Here is a 23,783-nt window from a genome sequence, read left to right as displayed (position 1 = left end):
CAGGCTTAAGGGGACTTTCATGGCTAACTATTTTATTGATCGCCCGGTTTTTGCCTGGGTACTTGCCATTATTATGATGCTTGCAGGTGGTCTGGCGATCATGAACTTACCGGTTGCGCAGTATCCGCAGATTGCGCCACCGACCATTACCGTCAGCGCTACCTATCCGGGTGCCGATGCGCAAACGGTAGAAGACTCGGTCACTCAGGTGATTGAGCAAAATATGAATGGGCTTGATGGCCTGATGTACATGTCTTCAACCAGTGATGCGGCGGGTAATGCCTCTATCACTCTGACCTTCGAGACTGGGGCATCTCCTGATATCGCACAGGTTCAGGTGCAAAATAAACTGCAACTCGCTATGCCTTCATTACCTGAAGCGGTGCAGCAACAGGGGATTAGCGTCGATAAGTCGAGCAGTAATATCCTGATGGTAGCGGCGTTTATTTCTGATAACGGCAGCCTCAACCAGTACGATATCGCGGACTATGTAGCGTCTAATATCAAAGACCCGCTAAGCCGTACCGCGGGCGTTGGTAGCGTACAGCTCTTTGGTTCCGAGTACGCCATGCGTATCTGGCTGGACCCGCAAAAACTCAATAAATATAACCTGGTACCTTCCGATGTTATTTCCCAGATTAAGGTGCAAAACAACCAGATTTCTGGTGGTCAACTGGGTGGCATGCCACAGGCGGCAGACCAGCAACTAAACGCCTCGATCATTGTGCAGACGCGTCTGCAAACGCCGGAAGAATTTGGCAAAATCCTGTTGAAAGTTCAGCAAGATGGTTCGCAAGTGCTGCTGCGTGATGTCGCCCGCGTCGAACTTGGGGCGGAAGATTATTCCACCGTGGCGCGCTATAACGGCAAACCTGCTGCCGGGATCGCCATCAAACTGGCTGCCGGAGCAAACGCCCTGGATACCTCGCGGGCAGTCAAAGAGGAGCTGAACCGCTTATCAGCCTATTTCCCCGCAAGTCTGAAGACGGTTTATCCTTACGACACCACGCCGTTTATCGAAATTTCTATTCAGGAAGTTTTCAAAACACTGGTTGAGGCTATCATCCTCGTCTTCCTGGTCATTTATCTGTTTTTGCAGAATTTCCGTGCCACCATCATCCCGACAATTGCCGTACCGGTGGTTATTCTCGGGACGTTTGCGATCTTGTCGGCGGTCGGTTTCACCATCAACACGTTGACTATGTTCGGGATGGTGCTGGCGATAGGGTTACTGGTGGATGACGCCATCGTGGTGGTGGAGAACGTCGAGCGTGTCATTGCGGAAGATAAGCTACCGCCGAAGGAAGCGACGCATAAATCGATGGGGCAGATCCAACGTGCGCTGGTCGGGATTGCCGTTGTTCTTTCTGCAGTGTTTATGCCGATGGCCTTTATGAGCGGTGCAACCGGGGAGATCTACCGCCAGTTCTCCATCACGCTGATCTCCTCCATGCGGCTTTCAGTATTTGTGGCAATGAGCCTGACCCCTGCCCTGTGCGCCACCATTCTGAAAGCCACGCCGGAAGGCGGTCACAAACCTAACGCCCTGTTCGCACGCTTCAACACGCTGTTTGAAAAATCAACTCAGCACTATACCGATAGCACCCGCTCGCTGTTGCGTTGTACCGGTCGCTACATGGTGGTCTACCTGCTGATTTGCGCCGGGATGGCGGTGCTGTTCCTGCGTACACCGACCTCTTTCTTACCAGAAGAGGATCAGGGGGTATTTATGACCACCGCGCAGTTACCTTCCGGTGCCACCATGGTTAACACCACGAAAGTACTGCAACAGGTGACGGATTATTATCTTACAAAAGAGAAAGATAATGTTCAGTCGGTGTTTACCGTTGGCGGCTTTGGCTTCAGCGGCCAGGGGCAAAACAACGGCCTGGCGTTTATCAGTCTCAAGCCGTGGTCTGAACGTGTCGGTGAGGAAAACTCGGTTACCGCGATCATTCAGCGGGCAATGATTGCGTTAAGCAGTATCAATAAAGCCGTCGTCTTCCCGTTCAACTTACCCGCGGTGGCTGAACTGGGTACCGCGTCAGGTTTTGATATGGAACTGCTGGACAACGGTAACCTGGGGCACGAAAAACTAACCTAGGCACGAAACGAGCTGTTATCACTGGCAGCGCAATCGCCTGACCAGGTCACCGGGGTACGCCCGAACGGCCTGGAAGATACGCCGATGTTCAAAGTGAACGTCAACGCCGCGAAAGCTGAGGCAATGGGTGTGGCGCTGTCTGATATCAACCAGACAATTTCCACCGCCTTCGGCAGCAGCTACGTGAACGACTTCCTCAACCAGGGGCGGGTGAAAAAAGTGTATGTCCAGGCAGGCACGCCGTTCCGTATGTTGCCGGATAACATCAACCAATGGTATGTACGCAACGCCTCTGGCACGATGGCACCGCTTTCTGCCTACTCGTCTACCGAATGGACCTATGGTTCACCGCGATTGGAACGCTACAACGGCATCCCGTCAATGGAGATTTTAGGTGAAGCGGCGGCCGGGAAAAGTACCGGTGACGCTATGAAATTTATGGCAGACCTGGTCGCTAAACTTCCGGCAGGCGTCGGCTACTCATGGACCGGACTGTCGTATCAGGAAGCGTTATCCTCAAACCAGGCTCCTGCACTGTATGCCATTTCACTGGTCGTGGTGTTCCTCGCCCTCGCCGCACTCTATGAGAGCTGGTCAATTCCGTTCTCGGTGATGTTGGTTGTTCCGTTAGGCGTCGTTGGCGCATTACTGGCCACCGATCTGCGCGGCTTAAGTAATGACGTCTACTTCCAGGTTGGTTTGCTGACCACCATCGGGCTTTCCGCCAAGAACGCCATCCTGATTGTCGAATTTGCCGTTGAGATGATGCAGAAAGAAGGGAAAACGCCGATAGAGGCAATCATCGAAGCGGCGCGGATGCGTTTACGCCCAATCCTGATGACCTCTCTGGCCTTTATTCTCGGCGTGCTGCCGCTGGTTATCAGTCATGGTGCCGGTTCTGGCGCGCAAAACGCGGTAGGTACCGGCGTGATGGGCGGGATGTTTGCCGCAACAGTGCTGGCAATTTACTTCGTTCCGGTCTTTTTCGTTGTAGTGGAACATCTCTTTGCCCGCTTTAAAAAAGCGTAACGTGTAAATGAGAGTAAGGTTGAACGTGAAGGTTCAGCCTTACTCTTTCCTGCTAACCATTCACCACTCAACAACCAGCTAACCGTCAGGAATACCAGGCTTAGTACACAGCACTGAAAGTAGAAACCACTCCAGCCATTCGTCATCAATTTGAACAACACAATACTGACCCACATTCCCGTAATCGTATGAATTGTCAGCTTAATAATCCCAAACATGCCGAGTCTTTTCCTCCTAAAAATACCTATACCGCCTGGCAAACTGCGAAAGAGAACTAGCCGGTAGCCCGGCAGAAATCATCAGGGAAGAGTTTCACATGAAGCAGGTGTGAGATCCTGACCAATATTCAAATGCAAAATATGTCAGGAAAAGGTACCTGGCGAATGTTGCGCAAACTGATGTGGCGTTACACCATAATATTGTCGAAATGTGTTTATAAAGTACGACGTACTGCTATAGCCACATTTTTCCGCAATAGTATGCAGAGGAATTTGACGTAACTCGAGTAATCGTCTGGCCATCGACATCCTGGAAGCGAGTAATATTTTACTGAAACAGGTATTTTCATCCTGCAACTTTTTTTTGATGAGACTCTCGCTGGTATACATTCTTTCCGCGATATCGCGCAGATACCAACGTTTGGCGATATCAAAGCTAATAAGGCGTTCAACTTTTCCTGAAACAGTGCTGATGCTATTGAAAAGTAAGGGGATCAGTTCTTTCTTATGAGAAAACATCGATAAACAGGAAAGGTAGAGCATATTGCTCAGTATCGGTGAATTTACCCCGGATTCATTGAAGCTATCAAAAATCGCCGTCACCAGCGGCATGGGGGGTGACTGGTTAATTAACAGACGGTCTTTGCTATGTAACCCTAAATTGCGTGGTAGCTGACGAATATTTTGTAAGTAATGGCAAACTGTCAGCTCATCGATATCCAGTCGTCGCGTATCCGGTGAACAAAACGCAAAATCGTCTGCCAAATTTTTCTCCAGCAGCAGGATACTCTCGTTATGCAGCGATATTTTTTGCTGTTCATGATAAATATCGAATGAACGACGAATGAGGATCACCGAGCAGACATGAGTCATGATTATCCCTTATATTTCATACTGCGATTATTTCAATTTCAGTATACTAATGAAATGATGACAGACTGTTTCTTAGCGCAAAAACTGCCAGATTTGGTAGGACCAAAATTTATCCACAAAGTAGTTTTGCATAACAGTTAATTGATAATAAGTAAATGCAGCACGAATATATTTTCGCACAGCGTATAGCTTATGTTTATAAAAAAATGGCTGATCTTATTTCCTGTAAAAGTTATATTTAACTTACTGAGAGCACAAAGTTTCCCGTGCCAACAGGGAGTGTTATAACGGTTTATTAGTCTGGAGACGGCAGACTATCCTCTTCCCGGTCCCCTATGCCGGGTTTTTTTTATGTCTGAGTAAAACTCTATAATCTTATTCCTTCCGCAGAACGGTTAGTGCCGTAAAAATTCCCTTGCGCAACAATACTTGCCGCCGAGTCACGGTTCGGCAATCCCTGCGCCGATCGCTCCTGATACTCTGTGGGCGTCATCCCATAATAATTTCGAAAGACGTAAATGAAATACGACACGCTGTGATATCCACAGGACACTGCGACTCGCTTAATTGAAAAGCCATGTATAACAATAAGTTGCAAAGCACGTTGCATTCTACACTCAGTAAGCAACTGTGAATATGATGTCTCTTCTTCGCGCAATTTTTTCTTTAACAGGCTTGGACTCATCAACAGCTCGCTGGCGATTCGGGCTAGTGTCCACTCATGGGCGATATTATTATTGATAACCGTACAAACTCGTGTTCGCATGTTCGGTTGCAAAACGTTCAAAAGCAGCGGTATAAAGTGCTCATCCTCAAGAAAAACAGATAACAACGCAAAGATTAATGCTCTTTTACGTAGCATTTCTGCATAGCGAAGATTCTTATTCTGCGATAGTTGCGCAACTTCCTGAAAAACAGGAATATCTCTGCTACAGTGATGAACGAGTAATGAAGAAATTTTTTTATGTGCATGAAGATTTAATGCCTCCTCCTTGAGCATCGGCAGAAATAATGAAAGCGTATCCCTTGATACTAATACAAAATTTTCAACACACTTATCTACTCGAATTTGGCTTGCATCCGCAAAAACCAGGTCACCGCCATTAAAATAGCGATATTCACCATTAACCATGGTGAGAATATATTTATGTCTTGCGTACGCAATTAGACAATTCCCATGTAATGATTGCATAGTTGACTTAATATTACATAAACATATTACTGTTAATTAATGTAGCACGCCGCCCTCTTAAGTCAAATTGATTGATAAATAAATTTAAACGAAGCGGGAGAACAGGATGATAATGTGTGATGTTCTACGGGCAGGATGACTGGATTTATAATACAAAAACGTGTTTAAGAACGCAGTGAAATTAATAGCAAGCAAATAATCCCTTTTCGTGACATTAAAGGTAATCGCTACATTTAATAAACATTCATATAACATATATCTTATCAACACGATGAATAGACAGCCAATATATTATTGCGATTAATAAGCAACCGAATGCCCAGCTGTTTTTTTAAAGGCTGGGCATTCGGTTTTTACAACGTTATGTTATCAGGTGTGTTTAAAGCTGTTCTGCTGGGCAATACCCTGCAGTTTCGGGTGATCGCTGAGATATTTCAGGGAGGCTTTGTAGTCTTCCAGCAACAGTTCAGCAAAGTCCATTTCGAAGCCGCGACGACACATAATGCGCATCACCACGATGTCGGTGGCTTCACCGCCGAGAGTGAAGGCCGGAACCTGCCAGCCGCGCAGACGCAGACGTTCAGAGAGGTCGTACAGGGTGTATCCCGGATCTTCACCATCTTTCAGTTTGAAGCAAACCGCCGGGATGCCTTCGTCCGGGCGACCCGTACAGATGAACTCATACGGCCCCTGTTTGGCGATTTCATCCGCCAGATAAGCGGCAACCTGGTAAGAGGCGTTCTGTACTTTGGTATAGCCTTCACGACCGAGGCGCAGGAATTCATAGTACTGTGCAATTACCTGACCCGCCGGGCGGGAGAAGTTGATGGCAAAAGTACCAATTTGACCACCCAGGTAGTCAACGTTGAACACCAGTTCCTGCGGCAGCGCTTCTTCGTCACGCCAGATAACCCAGCCGCAGCCCAGCGGAGCCAGACCGAATTTATGGCCTGAAGCACTGATCGATTTCACACGCGGCAGGCGGAAGTCCCAGACGATATCCGGGGCGACGAACGGTGCCAGGAAGCCACCGCTGGCAGCGTCGATGTGCATGTCGATGTCGATACCGGTGTCGGCCTGGAATTTATCCAGCGCATCGTGCAGCGGTTGTGGGAACTCATAGTTACCGGTGTAGGTCACGCCGAAAGTCGGCACCACGCCGATGGTGTTTTCGTCACAGGCTTCAATCATGCGTTTCGGGTCCATAAACAACTGACCGGGGCGCATAGGGATCTCACGCAGCTCCACATCCCAGTAGCGGGCGAATTTATGCCAGCAGATTTGTACCGGACCGCACACTAGGTTTGGTTTATCCGTTGGTTTGCCTGCAGCTTCCATACGCTTGCGCCAACGCCATTTCATCGCCATCCCGCCGAGCATACAGGCCTCGGAAGAACCAATGGTGTTGGTGCCAACGGCCTGACCATTTTTCGGCGCAGGCGCATGCCACAGATCGGCAACCATATTTACGCAACGCAGGTCGATGGCTGCGGATTGCGGATATTCTTCTTTGTCGATCCAGTTTTTATTGATCGACAAATCCATCAATTTATGGACGTTTTCGTCGTCCCAGGTCTGGCAGAAAGTGGCCAGGTTCTGACGAGCGTTGCCATCAAGATATAATTCATCATTGATAATCTGGAATGCGACATCATCGCGCATTTCGTGCAGCGGAAATCGTTTTGACTCCGCGATAGTAGAAATGGCCTTTGCGCCAAAACGTGAATCGAGTAGTTCTGAGCGGAAATCCGTTAACAGCTTCTGGTCCATTTCGAACTCCTTAAATTTATTTGAAGGCAATAAAAAAGTAGGATTTATCCGCAATGGAAGCAAGGCATTACAGGCTTAATTTAAATAACAAAATCCTAAGCAGAAAAACGACTTTTTATAATATAAACATTTAACATGATAATATTAAAAACAGACTTTATTATCGTAATAAAAATCGCCCAAACATTCCTGTTCGGGCGATCAAATTAATTATTGTTTATCCTGCATATACGGCGTGTACACCCCGTTCAGACTGTGCAGGAAAGCTACGATATCATCCACATCCTCCTGCGGCAGCTCTTTGCCTACCTGATAGCGCAGCATCAGTTTCACCGCCCCGTCCAGCGTCGGCACGTCACCGCGATGGAAGTACGGTGCCGTTAAAGCAACGTTACGTAAACCGGGTACTTTCTGACGCAATTTATCACGCTCTTCTTTAGTCACATTCATACGACCAATATCCGCCGCCGTAATTTCCCCAAAGTTAAAGTCTTTTTTCAGCCCCAACGGTTCAAAGGAACGTCCGCCGAGAATAATACCACCATGACAAGTTGCACATTTATTATCTTTAAATAATTGATAGCCTTTTTTCTGTTGCGCCGTCAGCGCATTTTCATCTCCACGCAACCATTTATCAAATGGGGAATCCGGCGTAATTAATGTTTTCTCAAATTCAGCAATGGCATCAGTAATATTTTCGCCACTGAAACCTTGCGGATAAACTTCGAGGAACTGCGCTTTAAGCTGCGGATCTTTTTCCAGCTTAGCAATAATTTCGTCCCAGGATTTCGACGCCATTTCAATCGGGTTCAACGGCGGTCCACCTGCCTGATCCTGCAATGTTGCCGCACGACCATCCCAGAACTGCTCAACGTTAAATACTGAGTTAAATACCGTCGGCGCATTAATCGGCCCAACTGCGCCACCAACACCAATCGATGTTTTTCTGCCATCGACGCCCCCCGCATTCAACGTATGGCAATGAGCGCATGAAATGGTGCTATCAGCCGATAAACGGGGATCGTGATACAGCGCAAAGCCCAACGCCACTTTTTGCGCATCGGTAGGCAGTTTTTGCGGGATGGGCTGCACCGGTTCATTGCGATGCTCCGGAGCAGTATCATTGCTGGCGTAATATTCCGCGCGCTGTTTTGCAATCCAGGCCAGTATTTCCGCCCGCTCTTCATCACTCACCTTACCCGCCCAGTGTAGCGCGGTATAACGCGTTGGTGGCATAGTTTCATACTGCATCACCCATTCAATCTTATTCAGATCGCTTTGCGAAACGGGTTTATCAGCCAGCAGTGCCGCACGCACGGCCTCGAGGTTAAAAGATTTATATCCAAGCTTAATGTCGTAATCCATCAACTGTTTCGCGCCAGGAATATAATAATAGGCGGGTAATTCTGCCGAAGGCGTGTGGCAATAGTCGCATCCTTTTTCGCGGAGAAAGCCTAAAACCTTATTATTTTCACTGACAGCAGATGCCTGAACATCGGCCTGTTTACTGCGTTTATTATCGTGGTACCACACATAACCAGATAACCCTAAATAGCAAATCGCGACGCCAGCCAGGCCGATCGCGGTAATACGTGAGACCATTTTCATTATTCTTCCCTCACGGTGGTGAGTTATTGTGACCCAGAAAATTGGTAATGACTCCAACTTACTGATAGTGTTTTATGTTCAGATAATGCCCGATGACCTTGTCATGCAGCTCCACCGATTTTGAGAACGACAGTGACTTCCGTCCCAGCCTTGCCAGATGTTGTCTCAGATTCAGATTATGTCGCTCAATGCGCTGAGTGTAACGCTTGCTGATAACGTGCAGCTTTCCCTTCAGGCGTGATTCATACAGCGGACAGCCATCCGTCATCCATACCACGACCTCAAAGGCCGACAGCAGGCTCAGAAGACGCTCCAGTGTGGCCAGAGTGCGTTCCCCGAAGACGTGCGCCACAACCGTCCTCCGTATCCTGTCATACGCGTAAAACAGCCAGCGCTGACGTGATTTAGCACCGACGTAGCCCCAATGTTCGTCCATTTCAGCGCAGACAATCACATCACTGCCCGGTTGTATGCGCGAGGTTACCGACTGCGGCCTGAGTTTTTTAAGTGACGTAAAACCGTGTTGAGGCCAACGCCCATAATGCGTGCACTGGCGCGACATCCGACGCCATTCATGGCCATATCAATGATTTTCTGGTGCGTACCGGGCTGAGAGGCGGTGTAAGTGAACTGTAGTTGCCATGTTTTACGGCAATGAGAGCAGAGATAGCGCTGATGTCCGGCAGTGCTTTTGCCGTTACGCACCACGCCTTCAGTAGCGGAGCAGGAAGGACATCTGATGGAAATGGAAGCCACGCAAGCACCTTAAAATCACCATCATACACTAAATCAGTAAGTTGGCAGCATTACCTGCGCCTTGAAGTCGTGAATCACTACTTCACTACTGATGATGGTTACAGGATCATCTCGGCACGTTTTGGTGTCCCCCGAACCCAGGTTAGGACATGGGTTGCCCTCTATGAAAAACATGGAGAAAAAGGTTTAATTCCCAAACCTAAAGGCGTTAGTGCTGATCCAGAGTTGCGTATTAAGGTCGTGAAAGCTGTGATCGAGCAGCACATGTCCCTTAATCAGGCTGCTGCTCACTTTATGCTTGCTGGTAGTGGTTCTGTAGCCAGGTGGCTGAAGGTCTATGAAGAGCGCGGAGAAGCTGGTTTACGCGCGCTCAAGATTAGCACCAAAAGAAACATTGCAATATCAGTTGATCCAGAAAAAGCGGCATCAGCATTGGAGCTGTCAAAAGACCGACGCATTGAGGATCTTGAAAGGCAAGTTCGATTTCTTGAAACGCGGCTTATGTATCTAAAAAAGCTGAAAGCCTTAGCTCATCCCACGAAAAAGTGAAAGTACTCAACGAGCTAAGGCAGTTTTATCCTCTTGATGAGCTTCTCAGAGCTGCGGAGATACCGCGCAGTACGTTTTATTACCATCTAAAGGCTCTCAGCAAGCCTGACAAGTATGCGGACGTTAAAAAGCGTATTGGTGAGATTTATCACGAGAATAGAGGCCGATACGGATACCGTAGGGTAACGCTGTCTCTTCATCGAGAAGGGAAACAGATTAACCATAAAGCTGTTCAGCGCCTGATGGGAACCCTCTCACTTAAAGCAGCGATTAAGGTCAAGCGATACCGCTCTTACAGAGGAGAGGTAGGGCAAACCGCCCCTAATGTTCTCCAAAGAGATTTCAAGGCTACGCGGCCAAACGAGAAGTGGGTTACCGATGTTACTGAATTTGCAGTCAATGGGCGCAAGCTGTATTTGTCTCCAGTAATAGATCTCTTCAACAACGAAGTTATTTCTTACAGCCTTTCGGAAAGACCAGTGATGAACATGGTTGAGAATATGCTCGATCAGGCATTCAAAAAGCTTAATCCTCACGAGCATCCTGTTCTGCACTCTGACCAGGGATGGCAGTATCGTATGAGAAGATATCAAAATATCCTTAAAGAACATGGTATTAAACAAAGCATGTCCAGAAAAGGCAATTGTCTGGATAATGCTGTGGTGGAGTGTTTCTTTGGAACCTTAAAGTCGGAGTGTTTTTATCTTGATGAGTTCAGTAATATAAGCGAACTGAAGGATGCTGTTACGGAATATATTGAATACTATAACAGCAGAAGAATTAGCCTGAAATTAAAAGGTCTGACTCCAATTGAATATCGGAATCAGACCTATATGCCTCGTGTATAACTGTCCAACTTTTTGGGGTCAGTACAAAGTGAGGCTACCCTATGCCTGAACACCATAAGGTTAGCCTCTTACTCGTTGGAAATCAACACAGGGGGCTGGGAATGCCGCAGAAATATAGATTACTTTCTTTAATAGTGATTTGTTTCACGCTTTTATTTTTCACCTGGATGATAAGAGATTCACTGTGTGAATTGCATATTAAACAGGAGAGTTATGAGCTGGCGGCGTTTTTAGCCTACAAATTGAAAGAGTAAGAGTCTTCGACGGGAAATTATTCCCGCCTTACTTACGGCGTTGCGCATTCTCATTGCACCCATATTTATTCTTCACAAAAATAATAATAGATTTTATTACGCGATCGATTATTTATTTCCTGAAAAAAAATAAAAAAATCCCCGCCAAATGGCAGGGATCTTAGATTCTGTGCTTTTAAGCAGAGATTACAGGCTGGTTACGTTACCAGCTGCCGGGCCTTTAGCGCCGCTTTCGATGGTGAAGGACACTTTCTGACCTTCGTCCAGAGATTTGTAACCATCGTTCTGGATAGCAGAGAAGTGTACGAACACATCTTTAGAGCCATCGTCAGGAGTGATGAAGCCGAAGCCTTTGTCAGCGTTGAACCATTTTACGATACCAGTCATTTTACCGGACATAGTGTATTACCTTTAATAATTAAGTGTGCCTTTCGGCGATATGGCGTGCTTTACAGATTTTGAAGCGTTAAAGGAATGTGCACTACGAGGGGTATCAACGATAACTCTTGAAGGGACTTGCCTTACTACACTGCTTTAATGGTCTGTACGTCAAACCGTTGATGTGCATTAAGCCACTCATTGGCGGGTGATGCAACAATTATTTTTCATATTTATGATTAATCGGTTGGAAAACGGTCCTGTCATCAGGACCGTAAACAGCAATAAAGTGGATAAAAGTCTATTTCATCAACTGCTTACTTAATGCCGGGTTGGCTTGAATCAAACGCATCAATTTTAGTTCGGCACTTGAAGGCTTCACGCGTCTGGATTCCCATTCCTTTACCATGGCGACTGATACGCCCAAAACCCGGGCGAAATCATCGATTTTTAATCCTGTCCCTTTTCATAACTGCTCAATTTCGGTACAGGACGTTGTTCTGTGCGTCAGGGTAATTTTCTGCGTTTCATCTTTAAAAACAATCTGTTCCAGGCTGCTCAACAGCTCATGCATTGGATCTTTATATTCCATTGAAAACTCCTCAAATCACACTGCGGGATCGTGAATTGCATCGAAGCTCATTAAGAATAGTCGGGAAAAGCAGACACAGCGGGGTGAAGTCAGGGCATGCTCTGGCTATGATTCGATTCAGCCTGTCATTTAGCGTGACTTATAGCCACCTAACGATCTGATAAATGCCGATATATCTCTTATCACTCCTGTTTTGTAAAGATTTCGCAAATCTAACCTTCTGCGAAGGCGTAAATCTCTGGCTACAAAAAAGGCAACGGCACTATCATTTTTTAACAATGAAACAACAAATTAACCTTGTTTCATTTTCTCCATGATTTTACCAGGAAGATTACGTAGAAAGGGTATCCTGCAAGCCTGTCCTGGACTATCCTTGTCACGTCAGACACGCGTGTGTCGTTGTGCGCTTTTTTTGGGTGAAAGGAGTAAGAAAATGGCGACAGGAAAGTCCTGCTCTCGCTGGTTTGCGCCTCTTGCGGCGTTATTAATGGTAGTTAGCCTGAGTGGGTGTTTTGATAAAGAAGGCGATCAGCGTAAAGCGTTTATCGACTTCCTGCAAAATACAGTGATGCGTAGCGGTGAACGTCTACCAACCCTGACTGCCGATCAGAAAAAACAGTTTGGTCCTTTTGTCTCTGATTACGCGATTCTGTATGGTTATTCTCAGCAGGTGAATCAGGCGATGGATTCCGGTCTGCGCCCGGTCGTAGACAGCGTTAACGCAATTCGCGTACCGCAGGATTACGTTACGCAAAGCGGTCCGCTGCGTGAAATGAATGGTTCGCTGGGTGTGCTGGCGCAACAACTGCAAAATGCGAAGTTGCAGGCCGATGCTGCGCACTCTGCGCTAAAACAGAGCGATGACCTGAAACCGGTATTTGATCAGGCATTCACCAAAGTGGTAACGACGCCAGCTGATGCATTGCAACCGTTGATTCCGGCGGCACAAACTTTCACGCAACAACTGGTGATGGTTGGAGACTACATTGCTCAGCAAGGTACTCAGGTGAGCTTTGTCGCAAATGGCATCCAGTTCCCGACTTCACAGCAGGCAAGTGAATATAACAAACTGATTGCGCCATTACCGGCACAACATCAGGCGTTTAATCAGGCCTGGACTACAGCAGTTACTGCAACCCAATAAAGAGTAAAAGCCCGAGCGATTATCGGGCTTTACTTCACGCAGTCGCAGCTTAGTCCGCGACGTGAGGATTCACACAGTTCTTCTCAACCTTTCCTTGTAACGCATCAATCAAATTATCCACGGCACAGGCGGCCATGCCATAACGCGTCTCATGGGTGGCAGATCCAATATGCGGTACTGCGACGACGTTGGCCATTGAGAGCAACGGCGAATCTACGGACAGTGGCTCTTGTTCGAAGACATCCAGCCCGGCGGCGTGAATTTCGCCTTTCTGCAATGCTGCGATCAGTGCATTTTCGTCAACCACCGGGCCACGTCCGGCATTAATGAAAATGGCGGAGGATTTCATTTTGGCGAATTGTTCTGCGCCAAACAGATGATGCGTCTCATCAGTTAACGGCAGGATCAGGCAAACGAAATCTGACTCTTGTAACAGAGTATCCAAATCGCAGTAGCGGGCGTTGAAGCGTTCTTCTGCTTCTTTATGGTGGCGGCGCGCGTTATAGAGGATGGGCATGTTGAAGCCAAAGTGCACACGTTGTGCCAGCGCCATGCCGATCCGTCCCATCCCGACAATGCCCAGTGTTTTATGGTGAACGTCAGTGCCGTACCAGTCCGGGCCTATGCTCGCGGTCCATTCGCCTGCTTTTACCCGTTCTGCTACCTCCACAACCCGACGAGCGGTAGACAACACCAGCGCCATCAGCGTATCGGCGACGGTTTCTGTTAATACGGTTGGCGTGTGCATCAGCAGAATTTTTCGGGCGGTAAGCGCATCGACATCAAAATTGTCATAGCCGACGGAGATCGTTGATGTGGCACGCAGTTTCGGCATTTTTTCCAGCAATGCGGCATCTACATTCTCGTTTGAACCCAGTAAACCTTCAGCTTCTGCAAAAATTGCTGCATTTTGAACGACGGTTTGTGGGCTGAGGTTTGCCACCTGGTGAACGGTGAAATGCGCTTGCAGGCGTTGCAGTAAATCATCAGGTAAGGCTTTGTAGAGGATAACGGACGGCTTCATGCTTCTCTCCATTCACTGATAAGGCGATCACCTTAGCCTGAAATATGATGAAGGAAAACTGAAGAATGCCAGGTGATTTCTGCATCACCTGGCATGAAAGGGATTACAGCGGGCTTAAGGTAATTTCTACACGGCGGTTTTGCGCCTTACCTTCTGCGGTGCTGTTGCTGGCGATTGGGTTAGCCGGGCCAAGGCCCTGAGTACGGATGCGGCTGGCGTCCACGCCCTGGGTGATCAACGCGCTGGCAACGGAATCCGCACGCTGCTGGGAGAGACGCATGTTCAGGTCGTGACCCCCCGTGCTGTCGGTATAACCAATCACGTTAACCGCCGTTTTCGGATACTCTTTCAGCACCATTGCCACGCCGGTCAGGGTGTTAGCGCCTGCCGGTTTCAGGGGAGCGCTGCTGCTGTCGAAGGTCACATTGTTCGGCATATTGAGGATAATGTTATCCCCGCTGCGGGTTACGCTAACACCAGTGCCGCGCATTTTGTCACGCAGCTTCGCTTCCTGCACATCCATGTAATAACCCACGCCGCCGCCCAGAGCTGCGCCTGCTGCTGCGCCAATCAGCGCGCCTTTACCGCGATCTTTCTTCGAAGAAGAGAGCGCACCAATACCCGCGCCCACGAGAGAGCCCAGACCTGCGCCGATAGCAGATTTGCCTGCTTCGCGTTCGCCGGTGTAAGGGTTAGTTGTGCAGCCAGATACCGCCAGAGCGCCACTCACTACGGCGGCAAGTAAGATAAACACGTTTCTTCATTGTTAATCCTTAATAACCTTTTTATTCTTTGTCACGGGTTCCGTGGCGGGAGATTATGCCGCGTGAACATGAAGATTATTCCTGGGAATACTCGGAAATTTGTAAGTAATATTTAACTGCTCAATACATCTAACCTTTCAGGAGTCTTCGGTTTGGCCAACTCATCCTCACGATATTCCGTTCTGACTGCCGCCCACTGGGGGCCCATGCTGGTTGAAACCGACGGCGAAACCGTGTTTAGCTCGCGTGGCGCGTTAGCCACAGGAATGGAAAACTCCTTGCAGAGCGCGGTTCGCGACCAGGTTCACAGCAATACGCGGGTACGATTTCCAATGGTGCGCAAAGGCTTTCTCGCGTCACCGGAAAACCCGCAAGGCATTCGTGGGCAGGATGAATTTGTTCGCGTGAGTTGGGATGAGGCGCTGGATCTTATTCACCAACAACATAAACGCATTCGTGAGGCTTATGGTCCGGCATCGATTTTTGCTGGTTCCTACGGCTGGCGTTCAAACGGCGTGCTGCATAAGGCCTCGACATTATTACAACGCTATATGGCGCTGGCAGGCGGTTATACCGGGCATCTGGGGGATTATTCGACCGGTGCGGCACAGGCGATCATGCCGTATGTCGTAGGTGGCAGCGAAGTTTATCAACAGCAAACCAGTTGGCCGCTGGTGCTGGAACATAGCGATGTCGTGGTGTTGTGGAGTGCTAACCCACTCAATACGCTGAAAATTGCGTGGAATGCATCCGATGAGCAGGGGCTTTCTTACTTTTCCGCACTGCGTGACAGTGGGAAAAAGCTGATCTGCATTGATCCAATGCGATCGGAAACCGTCGATTTCTTTGGCGATAAAATGGAGTGGGTGGCACCGCACATGGGCACCGATGTTGCGCTGATGCTGGGGATCGCCCATACGCTGGTGGAAAATGGTTGGCACGACGAAGCGTTTCTGGCGCGTTGCACCACAGGTTATGCCGTCTTCGCCTCTTATTTGCTGGGCGAGAGTGACGGAATAGCGAAAAACGCCGAATGGGCGGCAGAGATTTGTGGTGTTGGCGCAGCGAAAATCCGCGAGCTGGCGGCTATTTTCCACCAAAATACCACCATGCTGATGGCAGGCTGGGGAATGCAGCGCCAACAGTTTGGTGAGCAAAAACACTGGATGATCGTCACGCTGGCAGCAATGTTGGGGCAAATCGGCACACCCGGCGGCGGTTTTGGTCTTTCTTACCATTTTGCCAATGGTGGTAACCCCACGCGGCGTTCTGCGGTGCTCTCTTCCATGCAGGGCAGCTTGCCGGGTGGCTGCGATGCGGTGGATAAAATCCCTGTTGCCCGCATTGTTGAAGCACTGGAAAACCCTGGTGGCGCATATCAACACAACGGTATGAACCGACATTTCCCGGATATTCGTTTTATCTGGTGGGCGGGCGGTGCCAACTTTACTCATCATCAGGATACCAATCGTCTGATCCGTGCCTGGCAAAAACCGGAGCTGGTGGTGATCTCTGAATGCTTCTGGACGGCGGCGGCGAAACACGCGGATATTGTTCTGCCTGCGACTACCTCTTTTGAGCGTAATGATCTCACCATGACCGGTGATTACAGTAATCAGCATCTGGTGCCGATGAAGCAAGTGGTGCCGCCACGCTATGAAGCGCGTAATGATTTTGATGTTTTTGCCGAGTTGAGTGAACGTTGGGAGAAGGGCGGCTATGCGCGGTTTACGGAAGGAAAAAGTCAGCTGCAATGGCTGGAAACGTTTTATAACGTTGCCCGGCAGCGCGGGGCAAGCCAGCAGGTTGAATTGCCGCCATTTGCTGAGTTCTGGCAAGCCAACCAGTTAATTGAGATGCCGGAAAACCCGGACAGCGAGCGGTTTATTCGCTTCGCTGATTTTTGCCGCGATCCGCTGGCGCATCCGTTAAAAACCGCCAGCGGCAAGATTGAAATCTTCTCACAGCGTATTGCCGATTACGGTTACCCGGATTGCCCTGGGCATCCAATGTGGCTGGAGCCGGACGAATGGCAGGGCAATGCCGAACCAGAACAGTTGCAGGTACTTTCTGCCCATCCGGCGCACCGCCTGCACAGCCAGCTGAATTACAGTTCTCTGCGCGAATTGTACGCGGTAGCAAACCGTGAGCCTGTCACCATTCATCCTGACGATGCTCAGGCGCGCGGCATAACCGAAGGGGATATGGTGCGGGTGTGGAACTCCCGTGGGCAGATCCTTGCCGGAGCGGTCATTAGCGAGGGAATTAAACCTGGCGTGATTTGCATTCACGAAGGGGCATGGCCGGATCTGGATTTAACCGCTGACGGTATTTGTAAAAACGGCGCAGTGAACGTGCTGACCAAAGATCTCCCCAGCTCGCGGCTGGGGAATGGCTGTGCGGGTAATACGACGCTGGCATGGCTGGAAAAATACAACGGTCCGGAACTGACACTTACAGCGTTTGAACCACCGGCCAGCTCATAATCCAGGTGGGTAGTTGGGTTTCATCCTGCCATGCGCAATCGACAATGTGAAAACCCTGCGCACGGTAAAAATCTATCGCCGGTTGATTTTTTTGATAAACCTCCAGCATCAGATGGGGATAGCGCTGCTGCACATACTGCATCAGCGCCTTACCAATACCGCGTCTGACGGCCTTCGGTGCGACAAACATTGCTGCCAGAAATCGGCCTTCCATAATGCTGACAAAACCGAGAAGCTTACCGTCCTCTTCCCAGACCCAGTTTTGCGCGTTGGCAAGATAGGCATCCCGCACCAGCGGAATGCAGTCACGCCAGTAATTCGCTTTTATAAAGGGATGCCCCCAGGTTGTACTTTCCAGCCACAGTTCGAGGATCGCGGGGAGTTCTGAACGTTGCGCTTCCCGAATCATGGTTTATTTCCCAGATAGCAACAGCAGCCAACCACATGATCATTCACCAGCCCACATGCCTGCATAAAGGAGTAACAGATTGTGGTGCCGACAAACTTAAAACCACGTTTTTTCAGTGCCTTAGATAGGGCGTCGGAGGCGGACGTAGATGTGGGAATTTCGCTCAACGTTGTGGCTTGTGTCACCTGTGGCTGATGATTTACAAACGACCAGACAAAGTCGGGAAACGGTTCGCCGTTCTGTTCCATTTGCAGGTACGCCCGCGCATTACCAATAATTGCCTGAATTTTCCCTCGATGGCGGATAATCCCGGCGTCCTGTACCAGTCTTTCGACATCCTCTTCCTGCATTGCTGCGACCTTCACCGGATCGAACTGATGAAAGTAGGCGCGATAGTTTTCGCGTTTTTTGAGGACGGTGATCCACGATAACCCAGCCTGCTGCCCTTCAAAGCAGATCATTTCGAACAGTTTTTTACTGTCAGTTTCAGGCACGCCCCACTCATTATCATGGTAGGCAATATAAAGCGGGCCCTGACTCACCCAGCCGCAACGTTCCATACTTTCCCTCGCTATGTACCCGATCGTAAAAATTTCAGCCGCTTTTCTTGACGCATCGGTGAAAAAGTCAATATTTAATACAGGGCTACTATGCCCGATATCCTTCATACAATGACAATAATATTGCCGAATTCGGCTCTTCCCTGGAGTCGTGTTAATGATCATAAAAAAAAGCGGTGGTCGCTGGCAGCTAAGCCTGCTGGCGAGCGTGGTAATCAGTGCCTTTTTTCTCAACACAGCTTACGCCTGGCAACAAGAATATATCGTTGATACGCAACCCGGACATTCCACAGAGCGTTACACCTGGGATAGTGATCATCAACCTGATTACAACGATATTTTGTCGCAACGTATTCAAAGTAGCCAAAGGGCGCTGGGACTGGAAGTCAATCTGGCGGAAGAAACTCCTGTGGATGTGACCAGCAGTATGAGTATGGGCTGGAATTTTCCTTTATATGAACAGGTTACAACCGGCCCGGTCGCGGCATTACATTACGATGGCACAACCACCTCGATGTATAACGAGTTTGGCGACAGTACTACCACGCTGACCGATCCGTTATGGCATGCCAGCGTGAGTAGCTTAGGCTGGCGTGTTGACTCCCGGCTTGGCGATCTCCGACCCTGGGCGCAAATCAGCTATAACCAGCAATTTGGCGAGAATATCTGGAAGGCGCAATCAGGCCTGAGCCGGATGACGGCGACAAACCAGAACGGCAACTGGCTGGATGTCACCGTAGGCGCTGATATGTTGCTCAATCAAAATATTGCCGCCTATGCTGCGCTAACTCAGGCAGAAAATACCACTAATAATAGCGACTATCTGTATACGATGGGGGTTAGCGCCAGATTTTAACGTAACAGTCACAATTGAAACCATTGAATAACAACAGTTGTGGCGATAGTGGGTGCTAACTTACCAAATAATAAATTTGGTGAATAATTGTCGCGTCATTCATTCCTGAACTAAGGCATTTCATTCCGTTCTGATGGCATTTCATGCCGTTTTTCCCCAAGCATAAAATGCACTTCGTTATGGTTGTCGGCAGAGATTTTTCCTTTTTATTACTGCAGGAATACTGCCATGACACCTTCAAATTATCAGCGTACCCGCTGGCTGACACTCATCGGTACTATCATTACCCAGTTTGCGCTGGGGTCGGTTTATACCCGGAGCCTGTTTAATGGCGCGCTTTCTGCCAAGCTGGATGCGCCGGTAAGCCAGGTCGCTTTCTCTTTCGGCTTGTTAAGTCTGGGGCTGGCAATTTCGTCTTCTGTTGCGGGCAAATTGCAGGAACGTTTTGGCGTTAAACGCGTCACCGTGGCTTCCGGCATTTTGCTGGGATTAGGCTTCTTCCTGACCGCGCATTCCAACAACCTGATGATGCTGTGGTTAAGCGCCGGTGTGCTGGTCGGTCTGGCGGATGGCGCGGGTTACCTGCTGACGCTCTCTAACTGCGTGAAGTGGTTCCCGGAGCGTAAAGGTCTGATCTCCGCGTTCGCTATCGGTTCTTATGGTCTGGGTAGCCTGGGTTTCAAATTTATCGACACGCAGCTGCTCGAAACGGTGGGTCTGGAAAAAACCTTTGTGATTTGGGGAGCGATTGCGCTGGTGATGATTGTTTTCGGCGCAACGTTAATGAAAGACGCACCAAAACAGGAAGTGAAAACCAGCAATGGTGTGGTGGAGAAAGATTACACGCTGGCAGAGTCGATGCGTAAACCGCAGTACTGGATGTTAGCGGTAATGTTCCTGACTGCCTGCATGAGCGGCCTGTACGTGATTGGGGTAGCGAAAGATATCGCCCAAAGTCTGGCACACCTTGATGTGGTTTCCGCAGCCAATGCAGTAACGGTTATTTCCATCGCTAACCTTTCAGGTCGTCTGGTGCTGGGCATTCTGTCTGACAAAATTGCCCGTATCCGTGTTATCACCATTGGTCAGGTGATTTCGCTGGTGGGTATGGCGGCCCTGCTTTTTGCACCATTAAATGCAGTGACGTTCTTTGCAGCGATTGCCTGCGTGGCATTTAACTTTGGCGGCACTATTACCGTCTTTCCATCACTGGTCAGTGAGTTCTTCGGCCTCAATAACCTGGCGAAAAACTACGGTGTGATTTACCTCGGTTTCGGTATCGGTAGCATTTTTGGTTCGATTATCGCCTCACTGTTTGGCGGTTTCTATGTGACCTTCTACGTGATTTTCGCCCTGCTGATTCTGTCATTGGCGCTTTCTACGACGATTCGTCAGCCAGAGCAGAAAATGTTGCGTGAGGCGCATGGCTCCCTTTAATGCTCAGCCGCGAGCTACTGGGCTTCAGCTTCCGTGTGCATCAAACGCATCAACGAAATGTATAAACAATGACTCGTAAAATTTGGGCCAGTTAACTGGCCCTTTTTACTGCTTTTTGTAACGCTAAAGTCTCTTTTCAAACTTGCATTTTTGTAAATTTGTGCTTCATGCACACTCTTTCCCCACACTTTTTCGCTTTGCTGTGGTCTACTTATTCGCGCGTGTAGATTTTACTTATCTGACTACCTCCGCACTTTTCCCCTGCCGGGCCTGAAAAGCCGCTAAGCAGGGTGTTATCACCTGTTTGTCCAGGGTTTGTTTGCATGAGATACATCAAATCGATTACACAGCAGAAGCTGAGCTTTTTGCTTGCAATCTATATTGGCCTTTTTATGAATGGCGCGGTTTTTTATCGCCGCTTCGGCAGCTATGCGCACGATTTTACCGTCTGGAAAGGCGTTTCTGCTGTTGTTGAACTGGCCGCCACCGTACTGGTGACCTTCTTTTTACTACGTCTTCTATCGCTGTTTGGCCGCCGCAGCTGGCGTATTCTGGCGTCGCTGGTGGTGCTCTTTTCCGCAGGTGCCAGCTATTACATGACCTTCCTTAATGTGGTCATTGGTTATGGCATCATCGCTTCCGTCATGACCACCGATATCGACCTGTCAAAAGAAGTTGTTGGTCTGAACTTTATTCTCTGGTTAATCGCCGTTAGTGCATTGCCTCTTATCCTTATCTGGAATAACCGCTGTCGCTACACCTTGCTCCGACAACTGCGAACCCCAGGGCAGCGTATTCGCAGCCTGGTGGTCGTCGTACTGGCGGGTATTATGGTTTGGGCACCGATTCGTTTGCTGGATATCCAGCAGAAGAAAGTGGAGAGGGCGACCGGCGTTGATTTGCCGAGTTATGGCGGTGTCGTAGCGAACTCTTATCTGCCATCAAACTGGCTTTCTGCGTTGGGGCTGTATGCCTGGGCGCGGGTCGATGAATCTTCCGATAATAATTCATTGCTTAATCCGGCGAAGAAGTTTACATACCAGGCTCCACAAAACGTTGATGATACTTATGTCGTGTTTATCATCGGTGAAACCACGCGTTGGGACCATATGGGTATTTTCGGCTATGAGCGTAATACCACGCCGAAACTGGCCCAGGAGAAAAATCTGGCGGCGTTCCGTGGTTACTCCTGTGATACCGCAACCAAACTCTCACTGCGTTGCATGTTTGTACGTCAGGGGGGCGCGGAAGATAATCCGCAGCGCACATTAAAAGAACAGAACATTTTCGCGGTTCTGAAGCAGTTAGGATTCAGTTCTGACCTCTACGCTATGCAGAGCGAAATGTGGTTCTACAGCAACACGATGGCAGACAACATTGCTTATCGTGAGCAGATTGGTGCGGAGCCACGTAATCGTGGCAAGCCGGTAGATGATATGTTGCTGGTAGACGAAATGCAGCAATCGCTAGGGCGCAACCCGGATGGTAAGCATCTGATCATTCTGCATACCAAAGGTTCGCATTTTAACTACACCCAGCGTTATCCGCGTAGCTTCGCGCAGTGGAAGCCGGAATGTATTGGTGTTGATAGCGGCTGTACCAAAGCGCAGATGATCAACTCCTATGACAACTCGGTGACCTATGTGGATCACTTTATCTCCAGCGTGATTGATCAGGTTCGCGATAAGAAAGCGATTGTGTTCTACGCAGCTGACCACGGTGAGTCAATTAATGAACGCGAGCACCTGCACGGCACGCCGCGTGAACTGGCACCGCCGGAGCAGTTCCGCGTACCGATGATGGTCTGGATGTCAGATAAATATCTGGAAAATCCGGCCAATGCGCAGGCGTTTGCGCAGCTGAAAAAAGAAGCCGACATGAAAGTGCCACGCCGTCACGTAGAGCTGTACGATACCATCATGGGTTGTCTTGGCTATACTTCACCGGATGGTGGAATTAACGAAAACAACAACTGGTGTCACATCCCGCAGGCAAAAGAGGCAGCGGCTAACTAAGCGGCCTGCTGACTTTCTCGCCGATCAAAAGGCATTTTGCTATTAAGGGATTGACGAGGGCGTATCTGCGCAGTAAGATGCGCCCCGCATTCGGTGATTGGCGCAGCCTGGTAGCGCACTTCGTTCGGGACGAAGGGGTCGGAGGTTCGAATCCTCTATCACCGACCAAATTCGAAAAGCCTGCTCAACGAGCAGGCTTTTTTGCATCTGCAGCTCATGAGGATGAGAACCTCCGGGGGCAGGGAGGTTCGACTCGAGCGAAGCGAGAGAACGTTGCGCCAGCAACGGCCCGCAGGGCGAGCCACGAAGTGGCGAGTAATCCTCTATCACCGACCAAATTCGAAAAGCCTGCTCAACGAGCAGGTTTTTTTGCATTTGTAGCTCATGAGGATGAGAACCTCCGGGGGCAGGGAGGCTCGACTCGACGTAGGCCTGATAAGACGCGCCAGCGTCGCATCAGGCAACGGCACCGCACTTATTGTCGGATGCGGCGCGACCGCCTTATTCGACCAACACACCACACATTTTCCTGCCAACTTTGCGCCCCATATCTCACTATCCATTAACGGATTTGTGACAGAAACCATTGTCTTTTTTTATATTTGCTTAAATCTTTTTTGCGTTACTTATGGCTGGCGCTGGCATTTTCCGCTGTGCGTTTTAGCGTTCATGGTATTAATCGCTCAGATATCCACCTTTTCCTCAGATTTTTTTCATTAAATGCATAAAACTTAATCACCAAATGTTGCTAAATATTAAGCTGATTGTTCTGGTTATGTTGGAGTAGCACAAATTTCTCTGCTGCAAATAGCTGTTTGAAGTTTTTTTAATCTTTGTTTGTGGATTCTCACCGTTGGTGTAAATCCCGGTTGGCTGTATTGACGTTTTCACATTCTGTTGACAGATTGTAGGTCACG

The 23,783-nt window shown here is 49.0% G+C and carries 17 protein-coding genes, 1 tRNA gene, 1 pseudogene and 2 other annotated features; of the genes and pseudogenes, 9 read left to right on the top strand and 10 right to left on the bottom strand.

Annotation, left to right across the window (positions count from 1 at the left end):
* Nucleotides 1-19 precede the first annotated feature (19 nt).
* Nucleotides 20-3,133 (top strand): annotated as a pseudogene (locus tag SF3597).
* Between the two features lie 362 nt (nt 3,134-3,495).
* Here the strand turns inward: SF3597 and yhiW are convergent.
* The 5 genes from yhiW to insB all read right to left on the bottom strand — a co-directional run bounded on the left by yhiW (nt 3,496) and on the right by insB (nt 9,356).
* Nucleotides 3,496-4,224, bottom strand: coding sequence for an AraC family transcriptional regulator (gene yhiW / locus SF3596; protein ID NP_709340.1), 729 nt, complete (start codon nt 4,222-4,224; stop codon nt 3,496-3,498).
* Nucleotides 4,225-4,591: 367 nt separating this feature from the next.
* A complete protein-coding gene (gene yhiX, locus SF3595; protein NP_709339.1) occupies nt 4,592-5,416 on the bottom strand; it encodes a DNA-binding transcriptional regulator GadX in 825 nt (274 codons plus the stop codon).
* Between the two features lie 369 nt (nt 5,417-5,785).
* Nucleotides 5,786-7,186 (bottom strand): glutamate decarboxylase, encoded by a 1,401-nt coding sequence (gadA, locus tag SF3594; protein ID NP_709338.2) that lies wholly within the window; start codon nt 7,184-7,186, stop codon nt 5,786-5,788.
* Between the two features lie 210 nt (nt 7,187-7,396).
* Entirely contained in the window at nt 7,397-8,794 is a 1,398-nt protein-coding gene (yhjA, locus tag SF3593; protein ID NP_709337.2) for a cytochrome C peroxidase, read from the bottom strand.
* A 43-nt stretch (nt 8,795-8,837) separates the two neighbouring features.
* Nucleotides 8,838-9,605: a mobile genetic element, on the bottom strand.
* A complete protein-coding gene (gene insB, locus SF3592; protein NP_709336.1) occupies nt 8,853-9,356 on the bottom strand; it encodes an insertion element IS1 protein InsB in 504 nt (167 codons plus the stop codon). (Overlaps the previous feature by 504 nt.)
* Here insB and SF3591 point away from each other — a divergent pair.
* The gene (locus SF3591; protein NP_709335.1) at nt 9,431-10,099 is read left to right on the top strand and encodes an insertion element IS150 protein; all 669 of its coding nucleotides are present in this window, start codon (nt 9,431-9,433) and stop codon (nt 10,097-10,099) included.
* Nucleotides 9,607-10,973 (top strand) — a mobile genetic element (partial). (Overlaps the previous gene by 493 nt.)
* Complete coding sequence (locus SF3590) at nt 10,096-10,947, top strand: insertion element IS150 protein InsB (protein ID NP_709334.1); 852 nt, start codon at nt 10,096-10,098, stop codon at nt 10,945-10,947. Its footprint overlaps the feature before it by 852 nt. Before SF3591 ends, SF3590 begins: the two co-directional genes overlap by 4 nt.
* A 414-nt stretch (nt 10,974-11,387) precedes the next feature.
* On the opposite strand, the gene cspA is transcribed toward SF3590, so the two are convergent.
* The gene (gene cspA / locus SF3589) at nt 11,388-11,600 is read right to left on the bottom strand and encodes an RNA chaperone/anti-terminator (RefSeq protein ID NP_709333.1); all 213 of its coding nucleotides are present in this window, start codon (nt 11,598-11,600) and stop codon (nt 11,388-11,390) included.
* An 884-nt stretch (nt 11,601-12,484) separates the two neighbouring features.
* Between cspA and yiaF the strand changes: the two genes are divergently transcribed.
* A complete protein-coding gene (yiaF, locus tag SF3588) occupies nt 12,485-13,315 on the top strand; it encodes a hypothetical protein (protein NP_709332.1) in 831 nt (276 codons plus the stop codon).
* A gap of 49 nt (nt 13,316-13,364) precedes the next feature.
* On the opposite strand, the gene yiaE is transcribed toward yiaF, so the two are convergent.
* A complete protein-coding gene (yiaE, locus tag SF3587; protein NP_709331.2) occupies nt 13,365-14,339 on the bottom strand; it encodes a bifunctional glyoxylate/hydroxypyruvate reductase B in 975 nt (324 codons plus the stop codon).
* 103 nt (nt 14,340-14,442) lie between these two features.
* Nucleotides 14,443-15,069, bottom strand: coding sequence for a hypothetical protein (yiaD, locus tag SF3586; RefSeq protein NP_709330.4), 627 nt, complete (start codon nt 15,067-15,069; stop codon nt 14,443-14,445).
* Between the two features lie 240 nt (nt 15,070-15,309).
* Here yiaD and bisC point away from each other — a divergent pair, with 240 nt between their 5' ends.
* A complete protein-coding gene (gene bisC, locus SF3585; RefSeq protein NP_709329.2) occupies nt 15,310-17,589 on the top strand; it encodes a biotin sulfoxide reductase in 2,280 nt (759 codons plus the stop codon).
* Here the strand turns inward: bisC and yiaC are convergent.
* Entirely contained in the window at nt 17,558-17,998 is a 441-nt protein-coding gene (gene yiaC / locus SF3584) for an acetyltransferase (protein ID NP_709328.1), read from the bottom strand. The two genes, bisC and yiaC, sit on opposite strands and share 32 nt — an antisense overlap.
* Complete coding sequence (gene tag / locus SF3582) at nt 17,995-18,558, bottom strand: 3-methyladenine DNA glycosylase (RefSeq protein NP_709327.2); 564 nt, start codon at nt 18,556-18,558, stop codon at nt 17,995-17,997. The genes yiaC and tag overlap by 4 nt, the downstream gene beginning before the upstream one ends.
* Nucleotides 18,559-18,715: 157 nt before the next feature.
* Between tag and yhjY the strand changes: the two genes are divergently transcribed.
* The 4 genes from yhjY (at nt 18,716) to SF4517 (ending at nt 23,034) form a co-directional block, all read left to right on the top strand.
* A complete protein-coding gene (yhjY, locus tag SF3583; RefSeq protein NP_709326.2) occupies nt 18,716-19,414 on the top strand; it encodes a lipase in 699 nt (232 codons plus the stop codon).
* A 228-nt stretch (nt 19,415-19,642) separates the two neighbouring features.
* On the top strand, nt 19,643-20,851 hold the full coding sequence (gene yhjX / locus SF3581; protein ID NP_709325.2) for a resistance protein: 1,209 nt from the start codon (nt 19,643-19,645) through the stop codon (nt 20,849-20,851).
* A 290-nt stretch (nt 20,852-21,141) separates the two neighbouring features.
* Complete coding sequence (gene yhjW / locus SF3580; protein NP_709324.3) at nt 21,142-22,866, top strand: hypothetical protein; 1,725 nt, start codon at nt 21,142-21,144, stop codon at nt 22,864-22,866.
* 91 nt (nt 22,867-22,957) lie between these two features.
* A tRNA-Pro gene (locus SF4517) sits at nt 22,958-23,034 on the top strand.
* Nucleotides 23,035-23,783 lie beyond the last annotated feature (749 nt).

Origin of the sequence: Shigella flexneri 2a str. 301, from assembly GCF_000006925.2 — a bacterium.
Taxonomy (GTDB): domain Bacteria; phylum Pseudomonadota; class Gammaproteobacteria; order Enterobacterales; family Enterobacteriaceae; genus ECMA0423.
The sequence above is the reverse complement of the archived record's forward strand: the minus strand, read 5'-3'. Positions and strand labels throughout refer to the sequence as shown.